The sequence below is a fragment of the Janthinobacterium longum genome, assembly GCF_051380735.1.
Taxonomy (GTDB): domain Bacteria; phylum Pseudomonadota; class Gammaproteobacteria; order Burkholderiales; family Burkholderiaceae_D; genus Janthinobacterium.
Genome location: NZ_JBNYXQ010000007.1, coordinates 151,207 through 167,679, shown reverse-complemented (window position 1 = coordinate 167,679; position 16,473 = coordinate 151,207). Strand labels below are relative to the sequence as shown.

Annotated in this window: 16 protein-coding genes; 8 read left to right on the top strand and 8 right to left on the bottom strand. The window is 62.9% G+C overall.

What is annotated here, in order from left to right; translation table 11 throughout:
- Nucleotides 1–328 precede the first annotated feature (328 nt).
- The gene (locus ACQ4WM_RS18260; RefSeq protein ID WP_436548075.1) at nucleotides 329–1,246 is read right to left on the bottom strand and encodes a methyltransferase domain-containing protein; all 918 of its coding nucleotides are present in this window, start codon (nucleotides 1,244–1,246) and stop codon (nucleotides 329–331) included.
- A gap of 51 nt (nucleotides 1,247–1,297) precedes the next feature.
- Here ACQ4WM_RS18260 and ACQ4WM_RS18255 point away from each other — a divergent pair, with 51 nt between their 5' ends.
- Both ACQ4WM_RS18255 and trmL read left to right on the top strand, forming a co-directional pair.
- A complete protein-coding gene (locus tag ACQ4WM_RS18255; RefSeq protein ID WP_436548074.1) occupies nucleotides 1,298–2,020 on the top strand; it encodes a ComF family protein in 723 nt (240 codons plus the stop codon).
- Nucleotides 2,021–2,045: 25 nt separating this feature from the next.
- Nucleotides 2,046–2,516: a tRNA (uridine(34)/cytosine(34)/5-carboxymethylaminomethyluridine(34)-2'-O)-methyltransferase TrmL gene (gene trmL, locus ACQ4WM_RS18250; protein WP_436548073.1), complete on the top strand. Its 471-nt coding sequence runs from the start codon at nucleotides 2,046–2,048 to the stop codon at nucleotides 2,514–2,516.
- A gap of 78 nt (nucleotides 2,517–2,594) precedes the next feature.
- Here the strand turns inward: trmL and ACQ4WM_RS18245 are convergent, their stop codons facing one another.
- The 7 genes from ACQ4WM_RS18245 to rfaE2 form a co-directional block, all read right to left on the bottom strand.
- Nucleotides 2,595–3,347 (bottom strand): hypothetical protein, encoded by a 753-nt coding sequence (locus ACQ4WM_RS18245; RefSeq protein ID WP_436548072.1) that lies wholly within the window; start codon nucleotides 3,345–3,347, stop codon nucleotides 2,595–2,597.
- A gap of 18 nt (nucleotides 3,348–3,365) precedes the next feature.
- Entirely contained in the window at nucleotides 3,366–4,592 is a 1,227-nt protein-coding gene (locus ACQ4WM_RS18240; protein ID WP_436548071.1) for a hypothetical protein, read from the bottom strand.
- A 13-nt stretch (nucleotides 4,593–4,605) separates the two neighbouring features.
- The gene (locus ACQ4WM_RS18235) at nucleotides 4,606–8,307 is read right to left on the bottom strand and encodes a tubulin-like doman-containing protein (protein WP_436548070.1); all 3,702 of its coding nucleotides are present in this window, start codon (nucleotides 8,305–8,307) and stop codon (nucleotides 4,606–4,608) included.
- 39 nt (nucleotides 8,308–8,346) lie between these two features.
- Nucleotides 8,347–8,787 carry a hypothetical protein gene (locus tag ACQ4WM_RS18230; protein WP_436548069.1) on the bottom strand — a complete coding sequence of 147 codons (441 nt, stop codon included), beginning with the start codon at nucleotides 8,785–8,787 and terminating at the stop codon, nucleotides 8,347–8,349.
- Between the two features lie 66 nt (nucleotides 8,788–8,853).
- On the bottom strand, nucleotides 8,854–10,326 hold the full coding sequence (locus tag ACQ4WM_RS18225; RefSeq protein WP_436548068.1) for a hypothetical protein: 1,473 nt from the start codon (nucleotides 10,324–10,326) through the stop codon (nucleotides 8,854–8,856).
- Nucleotides 10,323–11,813: a hypothetical protein gene (locus tag ACQ4WM_RS18220; protein WP_436548067.1), complete on the bottom strand. Its 1,491-nt coding sequence runs from the start codon at nucleotides 11,811–11,813 to the stop codon at nucleotides 10,323–10,325. The genes ACQ4WM_RS18225 and ACQ4WM_RS18220 overlap by 4 nt, the downstream gene beginning before the upstream one ends.
- A 253-nt stretch (nucleotides 11,814–12,066) precedes the next feature.
- Entirely contained in the window at nucleotides 12,067–12,543 is a 477-nt protein-coding gene (gene rfaE2, locus ACQ4WM_RS18215) for a D-glycero-beta-D-manno-heptose 1-phosphate adenylyltransferase (protein WP_436548066.1), read from the bottom strand.
- Between the two features lie 149 nt (nucleotides 12,544–12,692).
- Here rfaE2 and ACQ4WM_RS18210 point away from each other — a divergent pair, with 149 nt between their 5' ends.
- From ACQ4WM_RS18210 to ACQ4WM_RS18185, 6 genes are all read left to right on the top strand, one after another.
- Nucleotides 12,693–13,643, top strand: a complete 951-nt coding sequence (locus tag ACQ4WM_RS18210) for a hydrogen peroxide-inducible genes activator (RefSeq protein ID WP_436548065.1) — start codon at nucleotides 12,693–12,695, stop codon at nucleotides 13,641–13,643.
- A gap of 58 nt (nucleotides 13,644–13,701) precedes the next feature.
- Nucleotides 13,702–14,556 carry a 4-hydroxybenzoate octaprenyltransferase gene (gene ubiA / locus ACQ4WM_RS18205; protein WP_436548064.1) on the top strand — a complete coding sequence of 285 codons (855 nt, stop codon included), beginning with the start codon at nucleotides 13,702–13,704 and terminating at the stop codon, nucleotides 14,554–14,556.
- Between the two features lie 105 nt (nucleotides 14,557–14,661).
- Nucleotides 14,662–15,018, top strand: a complete 357-nt coding sequence (locus ACQ4WM_RS18200; RefSeq protein WP_436548063.1) for an ElaB/YgaM/YqjD family protein — start codon at nucleotides 14,662–14,664, stop codon at nucleotides 15,016–15,018.
- A 59-nt stretch (nucleotides 15,019–15,077) separates the two neighbouring features.
- Nucleotides 15,078–15,464 carry a phage holin family protein gene (locus tag ACQ4WM_RS18195; protein WP_436548062.1) on the top strand — a complete coding sequence of 129 codons (387 nt, stop codon included), beginning with the start codon at nucleotides 15,078–15,080 and terminating at the stop codon, nucleotides 15,462–15,464.
- Nucleotides 15,461–15,802 (top strand): hypothetical protein, encoded by a 342-nt coding sequence (locus ACQ4WM_RS18190; protein ID WP_436548061.1) that lies wholly within the window; start codon nucleotides 15,461–15,463, stop codon nucleotides 15,800–15,802. Before ACQ4WM_RS18195 ends, ACQ4WM_RS18190 begins: the two co-directional genes overlap by 4 nt.
- Before the next feature lie 88 nt (nucleotides 15,803–15,890).
- Nucleotides 15,891–16,442, top strand: coding sequence for a DUF3455 domain-containing protein (locus tag ACQ4WM_RS18185; protein WP_436548060.1), 552 nt, complete (start codon nucleotides 15,891–15,893; stop codon nucleotides 16,440–16,442).
- Nucleotides 16,443–16,473: the final 31 nt, after the last annotated feature.

The window sequence follows — 16,473 nt, the reverse complement described above, 5'->3', positions numbered from 1 at the left end:
CCAACAGATTCCATGCTGGCGATCCGTACAAAAACGTTGTCGGACCATCATGCTGCAACCCTTTTTTCCCATCCATCCGCACCTCACCCTGCATGCAAGATGGTTACTATACTAATGCAGTAACTTCGAGTGTGGCTTGCTTTGCATTTTTATTTTTTGCAACGCCCTTGTTTTTTAGCTTAACAAGCTGACAAAACAGTCAACGATTATAAGCAAGAAAAGTTCAATCCATCAAGAAATATGCGATGTGTGCAGACCGGCGCCAGCAATGGCGGCGCGGTTTGCAACGGTTATGGAAGATACGCTTGAAATGGCCACCAAGTCTCGCTTATTTTCTGGGCAAATCAAAACGAATAATCGCTTCGCCGTTACGTGTAACTCTGGGTGCTGGGCGGAAAGCATGGCCATACAGCACTTCAAAAGTAAGCCCCAGCTTGCCATCTGGCCGGCGCATTTTGTCCAGCGCAGCGAGCATGCGCTGCCAGGCCGCCTTGCCCATCAGGCCACGTCGGCGCGTGGTCAGGGGATTGCCGCCAAAAGCACGCACGTCGGCCAGCAGTTTTTCAGGCGTATCATAGGTGACGGTAATGATTTCCATATCCAGCACCGGCGTGGAAAAACCCGCTTCAACCAGCATGTCGCCAAAATCGTGCATGTCGACAAAAGGCAGGGCGTGCGGCGCCAGGTCGGCTTCGGCAAAAGCGTCGCGCAGTTCGCGGAAGGTGTCGGGGCCGAAACAGGAAAACATCAGCAAGCCGTCCAGGCGCAGCACGCGGCGCCATTCGGCAAACACGCGGTCGGGCTGGGCATGCCAGTGCAGCGCCAGGTTGGACCAGACCAGGTCGACACTGTTCGGCGCCAGCGGCAGGTCGCCCAGGTCGCCACACAGCAAGTCCACGCCAGTCTTCGCAGGCAGCAGCTTGCTGAGAAACTGGTTCAGGCCAGACAGTTTGCTCGCTGGCGCGCGCGCCGCCTGCACCATCGCTTGCGCGGCGTCCAGGCCGAGTATCTGCGCGGCCGGATAATCCTTGTGCAGCTGCGCCAGGTCTGCGCCAGGGCCGCAGCCCGCGTCCAGCACGCGCAAGGGGGCGATCTTCACCAGCTCGAGGCGCTCGTGCATGCGACTTGATACTTCACGGCGCAAGAAATCGGACGGCGCCACGCGCGCCGGGCGAGAAAAGAAATCACGGACGTGCACCGCATCGATGGGCGCACTCATTTTGGGCGGAGTAGTGGGAACTGACATGTCGAATCGGGTGAGATGAGATAATGTCGGCAGTGTACATGGAAGCCGGCCATGGCGATCAACAGCCTCTTTTGCCTCGATGTGCTCGGCAGCTTGCTGCCGGCCCAGTGCGCGCTGTGCGCCGGCAGTTGCCATGGCGTCGTGTGCTCGCCTTGCCGGCAACAATACCTGGAACAAACGCGGCGCCGTTGCCGCCAGTGCGCCAATCCGCTGGCCGACGTGGCCGTCTTGTGCGGACGCTGCTTGCGCCGCCCACCCGCCTATGACGCCACCTGGACGGTGGCGGACTACGCGGCGCCGGTCGACCAGCTGTTGCTGCAATTGAAATTTGGCGCACGCCTGGCGCTGGCGCCGCTGTTTGCGCAGCTGCTGGCGGCAGCTGCGCAGCGCGACAGTGGCTGGGATGCGCCGCAAGTGCTGTGCCCGGTACCGCTGGGCCCTGCCCGCCTGGTCGAGCGTGGCTACAACCAGGCGCTGGAAATTGCGCGCCCGCTGGCGCGCAGCCTCGATATTGCTTTGCTGGCGCAGCTGGCGATCCGCGTGCGCGAAACCAGGGCGCAAAGCGGCGTGGCGCCACGCGAACGGCGGGCCAACCTGGCGCATGCCTTTATGGTGGCGCCGCAATATGCCGGGGAAATGGCCAATTGCCATGTCGGCATCGTCGACGACGTGATGAGCAGCGGCCATACCGTCCATGCGCTGGCGGCCGCATTGAAACGCGCAGGCGCGCGCAAGGTGACCGTGCTGGTGGCGGCGCGCACGCCGCCGCGCTGATTGAATTTTATCCAAGGAGAGTATTTTGTTTCATGTAGTGCTGGTCAATCCTGAAATTCCGCCCAATACGGGCAATATCATTCGCCTGTGCGCCAATACAGGCGTGCAGCTGCACCTGATCGAACCGCTGGGCTTTCCGCTCGACGATACAAAAATGAAACGTGCCGGCCTCGATTACCACGACTACGCCAGCATGAAGGTGCACAAGAACTGGGACGCCTTTATCGCCGACACGCAGCCGGACCCGGCGCGCATGTTCGCCATGACCACGCACGGCTCGCGCCCGTTCGCCGAGCTGGCCTTTTTGCCCGGCGACGTGTTCGTGTTCGGCTCGGAAACCCGTGGCCTGGACCCCGAGCTGCGCAACAGTTTTCCCGGCGAACAGCGCATCCGCCTACCGATGCGCCCCGATAACCGCAGCCTGAATTTATCGAATACGGTGGCGGTCGTGGTGTATGAAGCGTGGCGCCAGCATGGCTACGCCGGCGGCGCGTAGGTCGGATTAGGCCCCAAAAGGGCCGTAATCCGACAACATTGTTGGCGTCAGTGGTGCTGTCGGATTACGCATACGCAATCAGCGCAACGCCAACTGCGCGTTGGCGCCCGTGTCCACGTCCATAATCACCAACTGCGTGCGCAAATCGCGCGTGGCAGCCAGCTTGCCGTTGACGTACAGATTGGTCTTGACGCCATACACGCCTTGCGACACGCCGGGCGGCAAGGTCAGCTCGAACGAGTTTTCAAAGCGCCCGCCGGTCTTGTTGTTGCTGGCCAGCGACTTCGAGCCGGACTTGAAGGGCTGGCCCTGCGGGTCGAGCACCACCAGTTCTTCGCGCACGTCGTTGACGTTCTGCGCGCTGCCATTGACCAGCTCCACCACCGAATTGACCTTGAACGGCTGGCCGCGCTTGACGGTGGGCGAGCTGACCTGTGGCGTGTACGACACCACTTGCGGGTCGCGTGGCAGCGCGCCACGTGCGCGGATATAGTCGCGGTCGGCCTGCGCCGCCGTCTTCGTCTGGCGCGAGTTCACATTGATCGCCAGGCAACCGGCTGCAGCCAGACCGCCGCCGATGGCAGCACCCTTCAGCAAGCCTTTTTTACCGCTGATCAGCCCACCCAGCAGCGCACCGACGGCCGCGCCGGCGGCGGCGGTCGCGCCCACGCTGCATGGATCATCGTCGGTGGCCGCCTGCGGATTCTGGCTGCCTTGCGGATATTGCGTGTCCTGGCGTATGCCGTTCGGATTGCCGGGCGCCGTGGCGCAGCCGGCCAGCATGGCGGTCAGGGTCAGGGCGGCGGCGGCGCGCAAGGTGGTGTTGTTCATGAGAGGCTCCAAAGTAACTTATTTGATCGTGGTTTCTGTCTGCAGCACCTGGCGTTCGCGCTCGCGGATGCGGCGCGACAGGCTGTCGATGCGCGGGTTGTTCGGGTCGACGCGGCGCGCACTGTCCAGATAGGTCTTGGCGGCATCGAAACGGTCATCGGCCATGGCCCGTTCGGCATCGCGCAGGAACGATTGCGCCATCTCGTTGCGCATTGCCGCGCCATTGTCGACGGCAGGTGCAGCACGTTCGACCACGCGCGGCGCAGCAGGTTCGGTCTGGATCGGGCGCGTTGGCGCTGGATCAACGGGCGCGGGCGTTGGCACTGGCGCCGGTGCAGGTGTCGGCGCCGGTGCAGGTGTATTCAATGCCTGCAGCTCGGCTTTCAGCTGCTTGAGTTCCGGATATTCGCGGTCAATCGCTTCGAGCTTGGCGATGCCGTTTTGCGCCGCCGATGCATCCTTGTTGTCGAGTGCCTGGCGCACGCCCACCTGTACCGAGGCGGCGGCCGCCTGCTGGCGCGCCAGCTGCTTGCGCAACGAGTCCACGGTGGCAGCGCCGGCGCAATCGGCATCGAGCTTGGCGATGGCCTCGCCGGCACTTTGCAGGCGCTTGCCGTCGAGCGCATTTTCTATCGCCTTGACGCTGCGCTGGCAGCCGCCAGTGGCGGCACCGGCCTTGGCGATGGCCGCCTGCAAGTCTTCGGCCTTGGCGCTGGACTTGCCCGTGCAGACGTTTTTCGCCGTCGCCAGCTTCTGGCGCGCGCCGTCCAGGCTGCCATCGGCGACCAGCTTCAGGCCGCTGTCGATGGCGTTATTGCACGCCGACTCGCTTTTGCCGCCGGGCTTGCCGTTCATATACACGATCACCAGCGCCAGCACGCCGATGCCGGCCAGCCAGCGCGGCCATTTTTTGGGTGCTGCGGGCGGCATGGCCGGGGTATCGACTTTGGGAGCAGGCTTGGGCGCCGGTGCGGGCTGCTGAATCGGCTGTACCACAGGCTTCTGCACGGGCTGCGGCGCCGGCTTGGGTTCCACCCTGGGCTCAACATTGGTCTCGATCTTGGGTTCGACCCTGGGTTCCGGCTTCGGCTCAACCTTGACCGACACAGGTGCCGGCGGCACCACAACGGCCACCGGTTTCGGCAACGGCGGCGGCGCGGCAGCACCGGCCACGCCCTGGCCGCAAAACGGACAGAACGGCACGCCGCCAACCAGCACCGCTTGACACTTGACACACTTGTTCACAACACGTCCTTCATTAAAGCTGCGGCATCGACGGCGGTGGCGTCAGGGATGGCATCGAGCTGAACAGTGCCGAGGCCAGCTCGGGCAATTGCGTCAGTTCGACCCAGGCCGGCATGCCTTCGCGCCAGACTTTGGTGGCGGCCGGCACAATCTGGCCGGCGCGCACGAATTGCGCAATCTGCTGCGCCGTGTACGGCCCTTGTGGCTTGTTGTCGATGCCCAGCATATATTGGTGCTCGACTGGCGCCATCGGCGGCATCGACGATGGTGGCAGTGCCGCCGTGGCAAACGCCGTGGCCACCGGCGCTGCTGCCGGGACCGGCGCAAACAGCGCCTGCAGCGCGCCCGCTTCCAGCATTTCCGGCTTGATGGAAAACTTGAGCCGTGGCATGCCACTTTCTCCCGGTGGCTGCACCTCCCACTCGTGCGCATCGGCGTCCGACTCCGGTATCACATTGGCCCAGCGTTTCAGGTTGTCATACAGCTTTTGCTCCAGCTTGTTGACCTCTGCCTCGGTCATGCCCTTGCGGCGCGCGCTCTCGCGCAGGTCGGCGGCAATTTCCTTGGCGATGGCATTGCCGAAACCCTTGTTGTCGAGCTCCACGCCACCGTTGATCGATACCACGCGCGGCGTATAGACGTCGGTGGCGTAGTAGCTGGCCAGCGCGGCCAGCGCTACCGTCTGTACCGCATCGAATTCGGCCAGGCGCTCGGCCACGCGCGACTCAATCAGGCCATGGAATACATTATGCAAGCCATTCTGGCGGATCAGGCGCTCGTTGCCGATGCGGCGCAAGTCGCCACGTCCCATGGCAAACAGATACTGCCCCAGTGGCACCACTCTTCCGCTGTGGCGCGTCAGAATACCCAGCATGACGGCTTTCAGGAACAGGCCGAAGTGTTCGGCCATCATGCGGATCTCGTCGGTACTCGGCGCGATCGGATGGTTGAACTGGGTGGTGTCGATATGGGTATGGATAGGCGCTTTTTCCTCGTCGCTCTCCTTGCGATAGCTGGTACGCCAGCCTTCCAGCCCGCGCAGCACCGTCAGCGGCACGCCGGCCAGCTCGCAATAGCAAACGGCGCGTCCGACGATGCCCGTTTCCACGATCTCGACCTGGCTGCTGGTAATGCCGGCCTGGGTCTGCACGCAGGCATTGATTTCCGCGCCAAACTTGGCCTTGAAGGCCACCGCGCCGGCCACGCCGATCACGCATTTGTACTGGTCGGCCTTGACCGTGAACTCGCCCACCATGTTGGCGTCTATCCATGGCATGGCACAGGCCAGCAGCTTGCGGAAATAATCCTGGCGCCGCGCCGGGTCCATCTGGTCGAGCGCCACGTACAGCGGATCAGCCTTGGCTTCCTGCTGGTCGTTGACACCCATGCTGGCCAGGCGGTTTTCCGCCATGCGCTTGACCTTGTTCAGTATCTCGCCGCGCTGGGCCACGTCGCCCAGCATCGGGAACAGGGTCTTCGAGCCGCCGATGTCCTTGAAAGCCTCATCGGCCCAGTCGCGCAAGGTAGCTGCGCTCGGCATGGCGATATCGGCCAGCGTGACGGGCACGACAATGGCGGTCGCATGGTCTTTCTGCAGGTCTTTCTGCACGATGACATTGGCCGTCTGCAATTGGTTCAGCATGTCGAGCACGGCAGCGCGGCCAAGCTGAAGCTCGCCGACCAGGCCATTCCACACGGCCCGGCCTTCGGCGTCGACGCCGGTGCGGTTGCCCAGCCAGCGAGAAATGTCACGCAGCAGCAATACCGCCTCGTCGGCGGCGCGTGCGCGCAGGTGGAACTTGAGCGCATTCGCGATCTCGGTGCGCAGATGGTCCATCACCACACCGGCCTGTTTTTCACCGCTGCCGAAGAAGCCGCCACGGGTCTGTTCCAGGTTGTTCAGCAGGCGCTCGTATTCGCGCGTGCGCACGGCTTCCTTGATTTCGCGATAGCGCTCGGCATTCGCGTCGATCTGCGCGATCAGGCCGCTGCCGGGCGCTTCGATGCGGTCTTTCATCTGTTCAACCAGCGACAGCACATACTCCAGCCCGCCGAACTGCTTGTTGTCCAGGTAGCCATACAACTGGTCGCGCACCACCTGCTTGATCTGGCCGAACAATTCCGCGCGCCGCTTGGCGATGCGGTCTTCGGTGGTATCGGCGGTGGAGTCCTGGTCGCGCACGGCGTCGCGTTCAAGCTGGCGCACGGCGTCGCGCAACTGGGCCGGCCATTCCTTGCGGTCATAGCCGGTGCGGATCTCGTCGACACGGCGGTTGACGCGCTCTTCCACGCCGCTGAGCAAATTGCCCTGGCGCTCGGCCAGCAGGTCGTCGACCACCTGGAAATCCTCGAACGCGCCATTTGAACGCTTGAGCTCGATGCTCTTGTCGGAAAATACGGGGAAATCGTCGAACGGCACGGCGCGCAGGCCCATGTGCGCGGCCAGGAATTCGTTGCGCTGGCTGTCATTGGCGCGGTTGGCGCCGGCATCGACGCCGCCCACGCCAAAAAACGCTTTCAGCATGGCGCCGGCCCAGCGATGGGCGCGTTCATCGCGCGCCGCTTCCTGGCGCGTATCGAGCACCGCCATGCCGAACGAGGAATAGCGCTGCGAAAAATACAAACGCATGTCGCCAAAACGGTTTTGCGGCACCGGTGCCTTGTACATCGAATTCTTGTGCTGCGCCTGGTTGACGGCGATCGAGCGCTTGGCGCGCGCAAAATCGGCCGAGGCGAAATCCTCGAACAGGGAATCGGCCACCATATGGTAGATGTCGTCGACGCTGTCGGTATGCTGCTGGGCCAGGTTGCCCGAGTCGACCAGGAACACTTCGCTGTACGGCGCACGCGCCAGCTTGGGACGGTCATAACTGTCCCAGCGGCTCAGATAGCCCTGGTTGCCCATCATCGCCGATTCCAGTTCCATCAGCGCCGCATAGCCATTGCCCTCGGTGCGGTCCTTGTTGTTCTTCGTAAAGCCGCTGGGCAGGAACAGCATCAGTTCCACGTCCGCATGCTCGACCTCGGTCTCGGCGATCCAGCGCGCCAGGTAGCCCATGTCGAGGAAGGAACCGGAACCGGTGCCGCCGGCTACCGAGCCGACCACCACGATACGGAAACGGCCCGGCTCCATGCGCAGGCCCAGCTCGCTCAACTGGCGCTCGTGCGACAGGCCCGCCTTCAAATTCTTCAGCTTCAGGCGGATCTTGTCGCGCACCTTGCTGTACTTGTCGAAGAAATACAGGCGCGACACGGCGCGCACCTGGCCGGCGCCAGCCTGCATGTCGAAGTTCAGGTCGCGGATTTTTTGCGGCGTCAGCGGCAGCCATTCCTTGATATGCGGATAGCGTTCCAGCGAATCGTCGTCGCGGCCGTACTTGTCGGCGTCAAACGAGCCGACGATCTTTTCATCATCGGTAAATTTCAGCAGGTCGAATTGCAGGTCCTGCGCCTGCGATTCGCCGCTTTCCACCACTGCACCACTGTCCAGATCGAAATGAATGAACTGCGCCACCGGGAACTCATCGAGCTTGTCGACCCGCTGCCGCTGGCCGGGATTGCCCCACAAGGTATTGAGAATGCGCCGGCGCACGCGCATCAGCACCTGCATGCCGGTGCCGCCCACGCCGATGAACAAGGTGGGGCGCAAATCGATGATCTTGTCCTGCTTGCGCTCGCCCGGCGCGGCGGTGGTCTGGTTCAGTGTGTCTGACATGGTGTTTCCTTAACGGGAGTTCGGTGCCGGTGCGGCCAATCAGTTTTTGCTGGAAGTAAATGTCAGCACCAGCGCCACCAGGCCGACCAGCAGCAGCGGCCCCATGAACAGGGGCGCCAGGAATTTATGCGAGTTCACGGCCGCCAGCACCACGGCGGTGGCCAGGCTGGAGAGGAAAATGAACAACCACCAGCCCGAGGCATTGGCCTTGTTCGGCGACACGCGCTTGCCCACCAGGCCGTTGGCGTAGGCATTCTTGGCAAAGAAAAAAGCCACGAACAGTACCAGCAGCACGGCGCCGCCGATCAGGGTGTCGCGCGACGAAGTGTCGGTGGCGCCAGCCTGGTCCAGCGTTGGCGCAGTCTCGACGCTGGCGCTGGTGGCCGGTGCGGCGGTGGCGGGCGTAGCCGCAGTTGCCGGCTCGGCCGCCGGTGGCGGCAAGGTAAAGCCTGCATTGTCTTTGGGAGTATCTTGTGCCATCGTCTGCCTCGAAAAAGTAAGGAAAAATACAAAAAAAGAGCGTTCTGGCCCGGTGTCAGCCCAAGATCAGCTCAATACCAGCGTATGGCCGTCGGCCACGCGCACGATGGACGGCTTGCCCAGGCCACGCTTGAGTTCACCGATATCGCGCCCGCCGTCATCCTTGATGATCACGCTTTTGAACGGTTTGAGCATGACTTGGCGCGCCACGCCGTCGACCACCACGCGGTAGCGCTTGCTGCGCGTACCCAGCAGGCCAAACAGCACAAACCCCAGTACCAGCAGCAGGATGGCGCCGATAATCAGCAGCACCGGCAGCAGCGGATACTGGATGCGCACCAGCAGCGGCACCGTGGCCTGCGAGGCGCGCACGCTGTCGGGCGGCGTAAATACTTCCGAAATCGGGTCGCCGGGAAACAGTTCCTGCAGTTCGGTGGCAAAGCCTGGTGACAGCGCCAGGCGCTGGCCAGCCAGACCGACCGTCGCCGTCATCGGCAGCAGCACCTGCTTGCCCATCGCCGACAGGGCCTGCGCCGACCACGGCGAAGGAATCTGTGCCATCGGCAAATCAAACTGCACTTCGACCGACTGGCTGGCGCCCGGCTGCAAGCCCTTGATGGTATCGGGCGTCACCTGCAGCGGCGCCGACTGGCCGGCCAGCGCTGCCTGCACCGTGGCGTTTTCGATCACATACGGGAAAAACATGTTTTGCAGCGAGGCCTGCAGCACCACCTTCGGCACCAGGCTGGCCGCCTCCACGTCGAGCACGATGGTGCGGCCATCGCGGCCCAGGCTGGCGTGCACATTGGGGCTGTTCTTGACCGACTGCGGCACGATGCGCACGGCATCCTGGTCGACCGGTTTCAAGCGTGCCGGCGCGCGCGTCAGCACTTTGGACAGCCGCCCTTCGGCCTGGATGCGGCTCAAGGCGTCGGCGGCCGGCTGGCCATACGCCAGCGCATACACCATCAGGCCCTTGGCGCTGTACAGCTTGCCCTGCACCGGCATGCGCAAAGGAAACACCAGCGTCTTGGTGATTGACGGCTCCAGATGCAAGAGGCGGTAGAAATCGCGGTTGCGCTCGGCCGTCTGGCTGTCGTTGTTCGGGCTGTTCTTGTTATTGGTAAAAATCCACACGATGCCGGAGGCCGAACGGAACGGTCCGGTAATCGTCTTCGTCACGGCTTCCTGGAAATCCGTATCGGCCAGGGCACCGCCATTGCCCTTGCGTGCCAGCCCCAGCGGCGCCAGCTGGGCCTTGATGGCAGCCGCGCCACGCCCTTGCCCGAGCAGCGCGGGCGAGACATTGCTGCCGCTGCTCTGGCTGAAGGCCAGCAAAAACAGCTGGTCTTCGGGAGTGCTGGCGGCCTGCGCCACGGCGCCGACCAGCGCTTTCAGCTGCGATTGCTGGTCGGTATAAAACGGCTCCATCCAGCCCGAGTTCTGTACCAGGAAAGCTTGCTGGATGCCGGCCGCCTGCAGCGGCAGGCTGGCGGCCAGAAAGGCAACTGCGGCGACGATGCGCGGAATCAGTTTCATGCCTGCAGCTTCCAGCCATCGATACGGGTCAGCAGCGGGTGATACGCCCACAGCGTGCCCTGGTGGGTGAACAGGCGCATGCGCCACGGTTCGGCCACCGAAAATGCGTGGAACGGCATTTCACGCACGCCGTCATCCTGCAGCAGTTGCGCATACATGCGCTCTTCCGAGCGCAGCACGCTGTCGAGGCTGCTGCGGGTTTCAAAGCGCACACCCAATACCGTCTCGCCCGCTTCCAGCAGCGGCATCACCGACTTGCTGCTGCCGCCGTCATTGCCGCGCTCGAGCTCCAGCCACGGCGCGGTTTTCAGCTTGGTCGAAAAACGGTAATTGAAACTGCCCGAGCAAAGGCGCGGCTCCATCGCCTCTACCGTTTCGCTTTGCGTGCCCAGTTTCAGGTACAGGTAGCGGTCGGCGGCTACGTCAAAGCACAGCTGCCACAAGTCGCCGTCGCGCGACAAATAAGGGCAGCCGAAATCAAATTGCGGCTGCAGGCCGGCCGGCCACGGCGTCCAGCTGGCCGCCATGCCACCGTCCTGGCGCTGCTGCAGGCGCAGCTGGCCCTGTTCGCACGGCCAGATCACGCTGCGGCCATACGCCACCGGTGCGCTGACACGACCCAACGACACCGCGCCGTCGAGCAGCACCTCGGTGCCCAGTGCATGCTGGCCATCGAGATTCAGGAAGCGGATCACGCCGTCAGCCCCTTGCAGCGGCGCCCACAGGCGGCCCTGGAACCAGACGGGCGCGCCGGCCGACGGTGCATCGCCGAAATGCTCGACCTGGTAAGTGAGCGAAGGAAGATCGGGCGTGATGCAGGCCATGCCATGGCCGCTGGGCACGTACAGGCGGCTGTTCCAGCCGGTGGCCAGTTCGGCGCGCCAGGCCGTCTCGCCCAGCAGGCATTCGGACAGCAGGCCGCCTTGCGAGGACTCGAGCGCCAGCCAGTGCTGCGAACCGGGCAGCCAGCCGTACAGGGAACCCTTGCGCGCATCGAGCGCCAGCAGGGCCGCGCCGGTGGTACCAAAGCGGGCCGAGAAAAATGCGTGCTCGCCGGGGGGCGGCGTGGGCATGGTGGCGTCAGGGTCGGCATTGGCCAGTGCGTCGGCGGGCTCGTCGCGCGCCGGGCTGCGCGCCAGCTTCACCGGCACGGCCGTCTGGCGCAGGCCGGTGGCGCCGGGCATGGCGCTGCTATTGAGCGGGCGCGTACCAAACGGCGGCACCCAGGCGCTGGCCTGGCCGGCGGTCGGCGGCGCCTGCAGGGTGGCGCCCGTAAATGGGCTGAAATGGAATTCGGGCGGAAACTGCACCGTGGCGTCGCCGGGCAGGCGCGGCGTGCGCATCAGTTGGCCGATATCGTCGCTGCTCAGGCGCGACGACACAGTCTTGCCTGCAGCACTACGTTCAAATTGCATTCCCGACTGGGCTGCATCGGCAATCCAGACGCCGGACTGCAGCAGCCATTCTCCCGTGGTTTTATGATCCATTGATTTCTTCTGTCGCAAACGATGACCGCCATGGGATGTGGCGTAACAGGAAAGGCGGCACTACGCGCTGCGGCTGATTGATGGGCAGCCTTGGCATGTTGATCATATTACCGCTTTTTTATCCATGAGGAAACATTGGCAATTGCCAAGTTCACGCGCGGCGCTACATCATGCGCCAGCACGATAGTATAAACGCAACAAGCGTTCGTACAAGTGGCTGTGTGCGCAATCTGGCGCGGCAATTGCTTGATACTTATTGCTGGCGCACCTTGCTGAGCAGTTTGGTGGTCGAGCGGTCGTGTTCGAAGTCGATTGCCACGGCCTGGCCGCCATAGGCCAGCACGGCCTTGCCTTCGGGTATTGCCGTCATGTCGTAGTCGCCACCCTTGACATAGATGCCGGGCTGGATTTCCTGCACTACTTCAAGAGCGCTGTCTTCCGAAAACGGCACCACCAGGCTCACCGATTCAAGCGCGGCCAGTACGGCCATGCGGTCTTCGCAGCTGTTGAGCGGGCGGTCGTCGCCCTTGCCCAGGCGCTTGACGGAGGCGTCGGTGTTGATCGCCACCACTAACGAAGCGCCCAGGGCGCGCGCCTGCGCCAGATAGGTCACGTGACCGCGGTGCAGGATATCGAATACGCCATTGGTAACGACTACCGGTGTCGGCAAGGCCGCGGCGCGCGCCTGCAGGTCCTCGCGGCTGCATAGTTTGGTTTCAAAGTCAGGCATGGGGTTCCGTTGTTCAGTACAGTAGGGTAAGGAGCTGCTGCCTCTATTATAGGGGGCGATCCGCTACAATACGCGATCGCCGCGCCAGTTTGCCGCGCGCGTCTCTTTCATTCATTGCAAGCTGGCACTTCCTGTGTTTCAATCACTTTATGACACTGACTGAACTGAAATATATCGTGGCGGTCGCGCGCGCCAGGCACTTCGGCCATGCGGCGGAAGCCTGCTTTGTTGCCCAGCCGACCCTGTCAGTGGCCATCAAGAAGCTCGAAGACGAGCTGGGTGTGGTGCTGTTCGAACGCGGTGGCGCCGAAATCTCGGTCACGCCGCTCGGTGCGCAAATCATCGCCCAGGCCGAGCGCGTGCTGGAACAGACGGCCGCCATCAAGGAGCTGGCCAAGCAGAACAAGGACCCGCTGGCCGGGCCCCTTCGTCTGGGCGTGATCTATACCATCGGCCCTTACCTGCTGCCGCCGCTGGTAAAAGCGATGATAGACCAGGTGCCGCAGATGCCCCTGATTCTGCAGGAAAATTTCACCGTGCGCCTGCTTGAACTGCTGCGCCAGGGCGAACTGGACGTGGCCATCATGGCGCTACCCCTGCCCGAACATGGCATGGCCATGCAGGAACTGTACGACGAACCGTTCGTGGTCGCCATGCCACGCCACCATGCGTGGACGGCACGCAGCAGCATTGCAGCGCAAGACCTGAAATCGGAAACCATGCTGTTGCTGGGCAACGGCCATTGCTTCCGCGACCAGGTGCTGGAAGTGTGTCCGGAAATGGCGCGCTTTTCCTCGCCGGGCAACGGCATGCAGCGTACCTTTGAAGGCTCGTCGCTGGAAACCATCCGCCATATGGTGGCCAGCGGCATCGGCCTGACCGTGCTGCCGCGCGCTTCGGTGCCGGACATGCACGCCGCCGACGGCATGCTGGCCTACCGCGAATTCGACGAGCCGGCGCCCTCGCGCCGGGTGGTAATGCTGTGGCGCAAAAGTTTTACGCGCAAAGCCGCCATCGACGCCCTGTGCGCGGCGATTGCCGGCTGTAAGTTGCCCGGCGTCGAGATGCTGCTGACGCAAGAAGCCCCTGCACAACAATAGTACATTCCGATACTATTTGCGATAATCGGCGTTTCTCTTCAACAAGATCGAGATTTCCATGAACAAGCTGGCGCTGTATTTCCGCCTGATCCGGCTCGACAAGCCGATCGGTACCGTATTGCTGCTATGGCCTACCCTGTGCGCCTTGTGGCTGGCGCAGCAAGGCGTACCCAGCTGGCGGCTGCTGCTGATCTTCATCGTCGGTACCTTTCTGATGCGCTCGGCCGGCTGCGCCATCAACGACTACGCCGACCAGGATATCGACAAATTCGTCAAGCGCACGGCCGAGCGGCCGATTACCAGCGGGCGCATCAACGGCAAGGAAGCCTTGGGCGTGGCCGGCGTGCTGACAGTGGCCGCCTTCTGCCTGATCCTGCCGCTGAACGCGCTGACCAAACAATTGTCGGTGGCGGCCGTGATCATCGCTGCCACTTATCCCTACTTCAAGCGCTTCTTCGCGATTCCGCAAGCCTACCTGGGCATTGCGTTCGGCTTCGGCATTCCGATGGGCTTTGCCGCCATCACCGACGCAGTGCCGGCCGTCGCCTGGCTGCTGCTGCTGGGAAATGTATTCTGGGCCGTGGCCTACGATACGGAATACGCCATGGTCGACCGCGACGACGACCTCAAAATCGGCATCAAGACCTCGGCCATCACCTTCGGACGTTACGACGTCGCCATCATCATGCTGTGCTATGCGCTTTTCCTGCTGCTGTGGCTTGCCTGTGGCTGGTACCTGGGCCTGCGCTACTGGTACGTGGCGGGCCTGCTGGTGGCGGCCGGCTGCGCCGTTTATCACTACACCCTGATACGCGCACGCGAGCGTATGCCGTGTTTTGCCGCATTCCGGCATAATAACTGGCTAGGAGCAGCGGTATTTGCGGGAGTCGTGCTCGATTTTGCGTTCCGATAGGCACAACAATGCGCCTCGGACCTTGTTGATGCTTCAAAATACCGCCTTGCCGCTGCTGTCTACACTGGTATTTCACTGTGCTTTCACCCACCCAAGAGGTAATACATGAGCTCGATACAAACAGGCAAATCCAGCAGCGACAAGATCATCGACGAGGCCGGCCAGGCACGCGATAAAGTCATCGGCGACATCAAGGGTGTCATCAACGAAGCCGAAGGCTGGCTCGACAACGCAGGTGGCCAGACCGGCGAAAACATCCGCGCTGTCAAAGAGAAATTCCTTGCCACGCTCGATACGGCAAAGAAAGATCTGATCCGTCTGGAAGAAGACGTGGTCGACCGCACCAAGAAAGCCGCCAGGGTCACCGACGAATACGTGCAGGACAATCCATGGAAGGCGGTCGGTGCCGGTGCCGTCGTCGGCGTGCTGTTCGGCCTGCTGCTGGCCTCGTCGCGCCGCTAGTTTCTTCCCGCATCACCCGGGCGGCATGGCCGCCTGCATTTCGACACGAAAGACAGTTCATGGCTATCGTTCAACATGCTGCCCGCGTCGCGGCGACCCTGGCCGCCATTATCCAGACCCGCCTGAAACTGGCGGCGGTGGAGATGGAAGAAGAGTCGCTGCGCTACCTGACCTACCTGGGCCTGGCCATGCTGGCCCTGCTGCTGCTGTTTGTCGGCCTGGTGCTGCTGGTGTTCCTCGTCATCGTCATCTTCTGGGACACGCATCGCATCGGCGCCATCGCCATTTCCTCGACCGTCTTTATCGTTGCCGCCATCGCCACCCTGGTCGGCGTGCGTGTGAGCTTTCGCAACAAGCCCAAGCTGCTGTCGTTCACCATGGATGAGCTGAGCAAGGACCTCGACGCCTTGCAGCATCTGGCGCACCGCGAATCGGAGCAGCCATGAGCCAGTCTCCTTTGAAGAACAAGCCGAGTGTCAGGCAGCGGCGCGACGCGCTGCTGGCCGAATGCACACTGCAACGCGCGGCGCTGGGCGTGCAGACGCAGTTGCTGCTGCAACCTCTGACCGGCGGCAATCTGCGCCAGACTATCATGGCGCGCGTGAAAAAACCGCTGCTGGTGGGCGCCGCCGTGCTGGGCCTGATGTTGCTGCGCCCGCGCCGCAGCTTGCCAATGCTGCTCAGGGCATCGAAGCTGCTGCGGCACGCAACAGTGGCCCTGCCCGTGATCCGCAGCGTGTTGCAGCGGATGGACCGGCAGCGCGAGCACCACACTGCAAAATAATTTTTCCCTGACTGCATCCAAACGGCATTGCCGTGGGTAGTACTGGTATCAGCCAACCGGTTGAACCTCTACTTTCCAGGAGCCTGCCATGCATATCACCACCATTTCACGTACCCTTTCGCTGTCTCTGCCCCTGTCGGCCCTGCTGCTGACGGCCTGCGCCCCGATGGCCGCACGCTACTCGCAAGACGCCCTGCCTGCCACCGTGCAAGTACCGGCCGGCCACCAGGTGGCCATGCAAACCGTCGGCGTCGGCAAGATTGCCTATGAATGCAAGGCAAAAAAAGACATGAGCGGCCACGAATGGGTATTCGGCGGGCCGGACGCGGTCCTGAATGACCGCGGCGGCATGCAGGTCGGCACCTATGTCGGCCCGCCGGCAACCTGGGCCAGCCGCGATGGTTCGGCCGTGACGGCAACCCAGGTGGCGGTAGCGCCTGCCGGCGCCGGCAATATTCCGTATCAACTGGTAAAGGCCAATCCGGCCACCGGCAGCGGCGCCATGCAGGGTGTCAGCTATATCCAGCGGGTGGCCACCAAGGGTGGCGTCGCGCCGACGTCCGCTTGCAGCGCCAGCAATCTCGGCGCAAAGCAATGGGTGCCTTACCAGGCCGATTATATTTTCTGGAAAGCCGTCTGAAGTCCGCTTCAAACATGACGGTTGGCAAGCT

Excerpts from the sequence above, each read along its gene's own strand:
- rfaE2 (WP_436548066.1), bottom strand. The coding sequence starts at position 12,543 with ATGCCTGACTTTGAAACCAAACTATGCAGCCGCGAGGACCTGCAGGCG.
- ACQ4WM_RS18195 (WP_436548062.1), top strand. The coding sequence starts at position 15,078 with ATGGCTATCGTTCAACATGCTGCCCGCGTCGCGGCGACCCTGGCCGCC.
- ACQ4WM_RS18185 (WP_436548060.1), top strand. The coding sequence starts at position 15,891 with ATGCATATCACCACCATTTCACGTACCCTTTCGCTGTCTCTGCCCCTG.
- ACQ4WM_RS18235 (WP_436548070.1), bottom strand. The coding sequence starts at position 8,307 with ATGTCAGACACACTGAACCAGACCACCGCCGCGCCGGGCGAGCGCAAG.
- ACQ4WM_RS18200 (WP_436548063.1), top strand. The coding sequence starts at position 14,662 with ATGAGCTCGATACAAACAGGCAAATCCAGCAGCGACAAGATCATCGAC.
- ACQ4WM_RS18190 (WP_436548061.1), top strand. The coding sequence starts at position 15,461 with ATGAGCCAGTCTCCTTTGAAGAACAAGCCGAGTGTCAGGCAGCGGCGC.
- ACQ4WM_RS18230 (WP_436548069.1), bottom strand. The coding sequence starts at position 8,787 with ATGGCACAAGATACTCCCAAAGACAATGCAGGCTTTACCTTGCCGCCA.
- ACQ4WM_RS18255 (WP_436548074.1), top strand. The coding sequence starts at position 1,298 with ATGGCGATCAACAGCCTCTTTTGCCTCGATGTGCTCGGCAGCTTGCTG.
- ACQ4WM_RS18260 (WP_436548075.1), bottom strand. The coding sequence starts at position 1,246 with ATGTCAGTTCCCACTACTCCGCCCAAAATGAGTGCGCCCATCGATGCG.
- ACQ4WM_RS18245 (WP_436548072.1), bottom strand. The coding sequence starts at position 3,347 with ATGAACAACACCACCTTGCGCGCCGCCGCCGCCCTGACCCTGACCGCC.
- ubiA (WP_436548064.1), top strand. The coding sequence starts at position 13,702 with ATGAACAAGCTGGCGCTGTATTTCCGCCTGATCCGGCTCGACAAGCCG.
- ACQ4WM_RS18220 (WP_436548067.1), bottom strand. The coding sequence starts at position 11,813 with ATGGATCATAAAACCACGGGAGAATGGCTGCTGCAGTCCGGCGTCTGG.
- ACQ4WM_RS18210 (WP_436548065.1), top strand. The coding sequence starts at position 12,693 with ATGACACTGACTGAACTGAAATATATCGTGGCGGTCGCGCGCGCCAGG.
- ACQ4WM_RS18225 (WP_436548068.1), bottom strand. The coding sequence starts at position 10,326 with ATGAAACTGATTCCGCGCATCGTCGCCGCAGTTGCCTTTCTGGCCGCC.